The following is a 5,921-nucleotide window of genomic DNA, read 5'->3' as shown; positions in this document are numbered from 1 at the left end:
GGCTTACTCGATGATCCCCATGATGTCGCTTTCTTTCATCATCAGCAGCTCTTCGCCGTCGACGGTGACTTCGGTGCCGGACCATTTGCCGAACAGGATGGTGTCGCCGGCTTTCACTGCCATTGCGATCAGCTCACCATTGTCTTTGCGGGCGCCTTCGCCGGTTGCGACGACTTGGCCTTCGCTGGGCTTTTCTTTGGCGGATTCAGGGATGATCAAGCCACCCGCTGTTTTTTCTTCGCTTTCGGTGCGACGAACCAGCACGCGGTCGTGGAGTGGTTTCAAGGCCATCTTTGCAGCTCCTTCATAAGGCTCAAAGGTTGTTATCTCTATCCCCCCTGCTCCCCGCAGAGGGCGTTATCACTCACACCAGATGAGTGCTAACGGAGGAATAGCTAGGCAGCACCTGCGGATGAGTCAACCAAAATGGGCAAGAAAATTTTAGCAATTGTGATTGCAGCGCTCTGCACGGTAGCCAAGGCAGCTCACTCTGAGGCCTCCGCTGCCCCCTGGTTTTCCAGCGGCTCCCAGCTATAGGCCCAGTGTTTGAGCCCTTCGCTGCCAGTCTCAGTCAACTGATAAATGCCCTTTTCGACCCGCTCAAACCAGCCATAGTGATTGGCCGCCATCAGGGAGGTCGCCCGTCCCACCCCGGTGGCCTTAGCGACATCTGAGCCCTTGGTGGCGCCGGATTCGGCCAAAAACGCAGCGCAACGCAATGCGTCCTGTCGGTAGGCAGTGACAATGCCATGGCGGGTTGCCCCCCCGGCATTGGGATCGCCCTGCAGCTTTTCAAACTCCCGCAGTAACCGCTGCTGGCGCTTTTTCGATTTGCGCGGGGCGTAAGGTCCTGGATCACATTGCACTTCGCAGCGCCCATCCGGCAGAACCGTGATCAGCCCGATGCTCAGGCGGCGACACAGCGCCAGATTATCCTTGAGCATGCGTTTGGCCTGCCGCCCCTTGGGCCGGGGAACCGCGATATAGACCAGATCCGTCACCGATTGGCGGGTGATGGCCTGATGGAACAGCGACAGCGAGAACCGCAGCTTCAGCTCGACAATCACCGGGTCTTCACCGCCGCGCCGTGCCATCACATCCGCCGCGCCCACCTCGCCCTTGACCTGATAGCCCTGGGATTCCAGCAAGGCCTTTACCGGCGGGTATAGTTGATCTTCGCGCTCCATCAGGGATGCTTGGCAGTTTGGCAGCGGCAATTCAAGCCGCTGAACTTTGCGGTATTGGTCCCACACTCTCCTGTGAGGAGAGTGTTTCCCGCTTGCTTTTTTGCCCGCGCGACGCCTAGCTCTAACCAAACGCCACATAAAGACCGCACAGAGACTAACCCAATGATCCGAATTCTGCCCCCGATTTTTATGCTTTTGGCTCTGGCTCAAAGCGTCACTGCAGCCTGCCGTGGGGTGGATATCCGCAACCATCTGCCCGCGTCGGAACAGGCCTGGCTGGAGCGCCAGATGGTGGCAACGCCCTTTTCCACCGGCAACCACTGGGTGGCCCGCAAGGGCAATCAAAGCCTGCATGTGGTCGGCACCATGCACGGGGGCGACAGTCGCATGGCGCGCGTGATGCAGCACCTGCGGCCCATTATCGCCACTGCGGATGCGGTCTACCTCGAGGTGACCCGCGCTGAAATTGAAGCAATCGACTCGCAGATTGCAAAACATCCCGAGGATTTTTTGCTGCCCCGCGGTCGCAACCTGCAGCAGCTGATATCACCCTCGGGCTGGCAACACATCAAAACCTATGCGGCAATGACTGGCTCCAATATTGAGACCATTCAGTATGCCCAACCCTGGGCCGTCAGCCTGTTTCTGGTACCCGGCGGTGGCTGTCGCCCCTTTGGGTTTGGCACCAAACGCGGATTGGACGACCGCATTGAACGTTTCGCCATTCGCAAACGGATACCGATTGGGGGGCTGGAGACCTCGGGCACTGGTTTTGCCGCATTGGCGCGGATGCCACTTCGCGATCAGGCCCGCATGCTGGAGAACCAAGTGGCGCTAGCGCAGTCGAACGCCCCGGAAGAATCCACTTCGGTCGAGGCCTATTTTGACGAAAGCGTTTGGCAGGCTTTCCTGCTGCAACCGCGCATTGCCAGCCAATATATCCCGGCCTCTGCCAAAGAGCTCACCCGTTTGGACCGCGCCTTCTATAGCAATATGCTGGGATGGCGGAACAGGCAGTGGATGAAGACCATCCTCAATCTCAAGGGGGATAGCGTGGTGATTGCCGTGGGTGCCGCCCATCTGCCCGGCAAAGGCGGCATATTGAATCTGTTGAAACGGCAAGGCTACAAGCTAGAGCGCGCCGCCTTTCAATGAGCCATGCGAGGGACGAAGCGCCGCATTGCAGCCGTGGTGGGGTGACAAGGAATTTCTCCCTGTTATAAGGCGCGCAAACTCCCCTTTGTTCACAGGATAGCATCATGACCGTCCAAGTTTTTGGCCATAAATCTCCCGACACCGATTCCACCGGCTCCCCGATCATCTGGGCCTGGTACCTGAACGAGATCAAAGGCGTCGCTGCCGAGGCCAAACTGCTGGGTGAACCCAATACCGAAGCCGCCTTTATGTTGCAGCGCTGGGGCCTGGACAAACCTGCGATCATCGCTGATGTGGCCGATGACCAGCCTGTTGTGATCGTTGACACCAACAACCCGGCCGAACTGCCCGCCAATATCAATGGCGCTGATGTTCAGGCCATCATCGACCACCACAAGCTGGTCGGCGGACTGGAAACCAAAGGCCCCATCGACATCACCATCCGTCCGCTCGCCTGCACCGCCACCATCATGAACGACCTGATTGGTGACGACATGGCCAAGATGCCAGAGGCCGTCAAAGGCGCCGCGCTCACCTGCATCCTGTCGGACACGCTGGAGTTCCGCTCCCCCACCACCACCGATCACGACCGTGCCGTGGCTGAAAAGCTGGCCACTGACCTGGGCATCGACATCGCCGCCTATGCTGCCGATATGTTTGCTGCCAAATCCGACGTCTCGTCCTTCTCGGATGCGGAACTGCTGCGCATGGACAGCAAGGAATACGCCGTAGAAGGCACAAAGTTCCGCGTCTCGGTTCTGGAAACCACAGCGCCTGCCGTTGTGCTCGACCGCAAAGCCTCGATCATGGAGAGCATGACCGCTGTTGCCGCTGAGGATGGTGTGGATCAAGTACTGCTTTTCGTCGTTGATATCCTCAACGAAGAAGCCACGCTCATGGTGCCCAACGATCTGGTCAAATCCGTGGCCGAGAAGAGCTTTGGCGCTACAGTCGCAGGCGACGCCGTTGTGCTTCCCGGCGTCATGAGCCGCAAAAAGCAGATCATTCCAAACCTCAAAGTCTGAGGCCCAGCGGCTTAGCTGCAGCAGATCGGTAAGTAAGCGACAAACAAAGGGCGTCCCCAGGGGCGCCCTTTTGCTGTTTGCCCCTTGGCGGCCTCTGCCTAGGACCTCCCAATTCAGGCGGAGAACATGTAGGCGAAAAACGTATATACATTGCATCTACATTGTAGTAACAAATAAGTGCTCAACAAGGAGCCAACCGATATGGCCAAGGCCGAAAAGACCAAAAAGGGACGCAAAGACGCGCAGCTGATCATTCGGATTTCGAAGGATGAGCGGGATGCCTTTGTCGATCTCTGCGACGCGCTGGATACCAGTGCCGCCCGCGAAATACGGCGCTTTATCCGGGGCTTCCAGAAAGAGCACGTAACCAAATCATCTGACACTTGAAAACAGGAATACCGACATGGGCAAGAAAGCTAATGACGCCAAGAAATCAAAAATCAAAGAGCTGAAAAAAGCCGTTGAGCGGCGCAAAGACAAAGTCGCCCGTCAGCTGAAAAAGCTGAAAGCTGCCAAGAAAGCCCTGAAGAAAGCCGCCTAAGCCGCGCTTTTCCTCATGCCTTTGACCCACGGCGCGGCCTTCGCGCCGTGGGTCCATACTCTCCCCCAACGCCCCGCGTGGTTTCACGGTGGCGTCGCGCCGGGAACTCGGTCATATCTGTCGACGCAACGCCAAACCAGATGGCACAGACAGAAAGGCCTGCTCATGACCCGCATCATTGAAACCCTTGCTGAGGTGTCTGATCCTTACCGGGCGCTTTTTGTTGACCTATGGGGCTGCGTTCACAATGGCATCACCGCCTTCCCGGATGCCGTTGCTGCGCTGCAGGCCTATCGTGCCCGAGGCGGTAAGGTGGTTCTGGTGACCAACTCGCCCAAGCCCCGCGCCGGGGTGGCGCTGCAGCTGGCCGATTTTGGCGTGCCAGATGATGCCTATGACACCATCGCTACCTCAGGTGATTCCGCCCGCTCTGCCATGTTCACCGGCGCCGTAGGCAACAAGGTCTATTTCATGGGCGAATGGCAGCGCGATGCCGGTTTCTTTGAACCGCTGAACGTCATCCATAACCCAGTGGAGATCACCCGCGTGCCTCTGGCCGAGGCCGAGGGCATCGTTTGTTGTGGCCCCTTTGACACCCTGGCGGACCCAGATGTGAACCGGGCTGATTTCCTGCTGGCCAAACAAAAGGGGCTGAAACTGCTCTGCGCCAACCCCGATATCATCGTGGACCGCGGCGAGAGCCGCGAATGGTGCGCCGGCGCCCTGGCGCGGCTTTACACCGAAATGGGCGGCGAAAGCCTCTATTTTGGCAAGCCCCACCCGCCGATCTATGATCTGGCCCGCCGCCGCCTGGCCGAGCTGGGCACGGATATCGCAGATGGCGATATTCTGGCGATTGGCGATGGCCCGCATACGGATATTGCCGGCGGTATGGGAGAGGGTATCGATTCCCTCTTTATCACCGGCGGGCTGGCCGCGCGGGAAACAAAAACAACCACCCAGCCCGATGCTGCGGCGCTTTCTGCCTATCTGGAGCAGGAGAAATCAGCGCCCACGTTCAGCATCGGCTTCCTGCGCTGATGCAATTATTCATCTAATACAGATTGTTACGACCATCACAGGTCACTGTTGCGATACCAATTGCATCGGTGACCTGGCCTGAAACTTCGCCTGCCCCACAATTCCGAGCAGACAGGATGCCGCTAAAAACCTCTTGATTTTCTGCACCTGCAAAGTAATAAAGTTGCCAACACGCCCGCACTGGGTGTTTGATAATTACAGGACCACCTCAGTCGAGGCGATCTCATGGAGGGTCAAATGTTGGACAACCTGCCGCGCGGAACCATCTGCATCGAAGATATCGAAATGGGTATGACGCGCTTTGTCCGCAAAGTGATCACCGATGAGGATATCGAGATGTTCAGCCAGGTCTCCACTGACCGCAATCCGGTGCATCTGGATGATGACTATGCGCAGGACACCATCTTTCAGGGTCGCATCGCCCACGGCATGCTCACCGCCGGTCTGATCTCTGCCGTGATTGGCGAACAGCTGCCCGGCCATGGCACCATCTACATGAGCCAGTCGTTGAAGTTCCTCGCCCCGGTGCGTCCGGGTGATCTGGTACTGGCAGAGGTGGAAGTGACCGATATTGTCATCGACAAACGCCGGGTCAAACTGGATTGCCGCTGCATGGTGGATGGCAAAAAGGTCCTGGTGGGAGAGGCCATGGTCATGGCGCCCTCGCGCAAGTTCGACTGACCCCGGAACCGGCGCAGCAGCAGGCTGTTTCGAACAGCTGCTGTTTTCCGCAACGGCCTCTTGCCCAACTGCAATCGCATGCTTGCAAGCCTCTGTTTGGGGCGCTAGGCAGAGCCCATGCGCATCATCCGAGACTATCAATTTGTAGAAGAGCAAGACCGTGGCGCCAGCGTTGCGATCGGCAATTTTGACGGCGTCCACCGGGGTCATCAATCCGTCATCGACCTGGCCCGCGCCGCCGCGCCAGAGGCCCCACTGGGCGTCATGACCTTTGAACCGCACCCCCGCGCT

Annotated in this window: 9 protein-coding genes; 7 read left to right on the top strand and 2 right to left on the bottom strand. The window is 58.2% G+C overall.

The genetic code is table 11. The annotated features are described in order from the left end of the window. Positions 1-3 precede the first annotated feature (3 nt). Entirely contained in the window at positions 4-291 is a 288-nt protein-coding gene (gene groES, locus ABJP42_RS07040) for a co-chaperone GroES (protein ID WP_054459652.1), read from the bottom strand. Between the two features lie 194 nt (positions 292-485). Beyond that, positions 486-1,187: a DUF2161 domain-containing phosphodiesterase gene (locus tag ABJP42_RS07035; RefSeq protein WP_348339620.1), complete on the bottom strand. Its 702-nt coding sequence runs from the start codon at positions 1,185-1,187 to the stop codon at positions 486-488. Positions 1,188-1,349: 162 nt separating this feature from the next. On the opposite strand from ABJP42_RS07035, the gene ABJP42_RS07030 reads away from it, so the two are divergent. The 7 genes from ABJP42_RS07030 to ABJP42_RS07000 form a co-directional block, all read left to right on the top strand. Then, positions 1,350-2,342, top strand: a complete 993-nt coding sequence (locus ABJP42_RS07030) for a TraB/GumN family protein (RefSeq protein ID WP_348339619.1) — start codon at positions 1,350-1,352, stop codon at positions 2,340-2,342. Positions 2,343-2,446: 104 nt separating this feature from the next. Beyond that, positions 2,447-3,367 (top strand): manganese-dependent inorganic pyrophosphatase, encoded by a 921-nt coding sequence (locus tag ABJP42_RS07025; protein WP_348339618.1) that lies wholly within the window; start codon positions 2,447-2,449, stop codon positions 3,365-3,367. Between the two features lie 201 nt (positions 3,368-3,568). Then, a complete protein-coding gene (locus tag ABJP42_RS07020) occupies positions 3,569-3,754 on the top strand; it encodes a hypothetical protein (RefSeq protein ID WP_348339617.1) in 186 nt (61 codons plus the stop codon). Positions 3,755-3,770: 16 nt separating this feature from the next. Further along, a complete protein-coding gene (locus ABJP42_RS07015) occupies positions 3,771-3,908 on the top strand; it encodes a hypothetical protein (protein ID WP_348339616.1) in 138 nt (45 codons plus the stop codon). Between the two features lie 165 nt (positions 3,909-4,073). Continuing rightward, a complete protein-coding gene (locus tag ABJP42_RS07010; RefSeq protein ID WP_348339615.1) occupies positions 4,074-4,949 on the top strand; it encodes a TIGR01459 family HAD-type hydrolase in 876 nt (291 codons plus the stop codon). A 237-nt stretch (positions 4,950-5,186) separates the two neighbouring features. Next, positions 5,187-5,630, top strand: a complete 444-nt coding sequence (locus tag ABJP42_RS07005) for a MaoC family dehydratase (RefSeq protein ID WP_348157689.1) — start codon at positions 5,187-5,189, stop codon at positions 5,628-5,630. Positions 5,631-5,747: 117 nt separating this feature from the next. Then, positions 5,748-5,921 (top strand): adenylyltransferase/cytidyltransferase family protein (locus tag ABJP42_RS07000; protein ID WP_348339621.1); only part of this gene is annotated, 174 nt, incomplete at its 3' end.

This window comes from Pseudophaeobacter sp. (assembly GCF_039971195.1).
Lineage (GTDB): Bacteria > Pseudomonadota > Alphaproteobacteria > Rhodobacterales > Rhodobacteraceae > Pseudophaeobacter.
The sequence above is the reverse complement of the archived record's forward strand: the minus strand, read 5'-3'. Positions and strand labels throughout refer to the sequence as shown.

Coding starts and splice junctions, on each gene's coding strand:
- groES (WP_054459652.1), bottom strand. CDS start 291: ATGGCCTTGAAACCACTCCACGACCGCGTGCTGGTTCGTCGCACCGAA.
- ABJP42_RS07035 (WP_348339620.1), bottom strand. CDS start 1,187: ATGGAGCGCGAAGATCAACTATACCCGCCGGTAAAGGCCTTGCTGGAA.
- ABJP42_RS07030 (WP_348339619.1), top strand. CDS start 1,350: ATGATCCGAATTCTGCCCCCGATTTTTATGCTTTTGGCTCTGGCTCAA.
- ABJP42_RS07025 (WP_348339618.1), top strand. CDS start 2,447: ATGACCGTCCAAGTTTTTGGCCATAAATCTCCCGACACCGATTCCACC.
- ABJP42_RS07020 (WP_348339617.1), top strand. CDS start 3,569: ATGGCCAAGGCCGAAAAGACCAAAAAGGGACGCAAAGACGCGCAGCTG.
- ABJP42_RS07015 (WP_348339616.1), top strand. CDS start 3,771: ATGGGCAAGAAAGCTAATGACGCCAAGAAATCAAAAATCAAAGAGCTG.
- ABJP42_RS07010 (WP_348339615.1), top strand. CDS start 4,074: ATGACCCGCATCATTGAAACCCTTGCTGAGGTGTCTGATCCTTACCGG.
- ABJP42_RS07005 (WP_348157689.1), top strand. CDS start 5,187: ATGTTGGACAACCTGCCGCGCGGAACCATCTGCATCGAAGATATCGAA.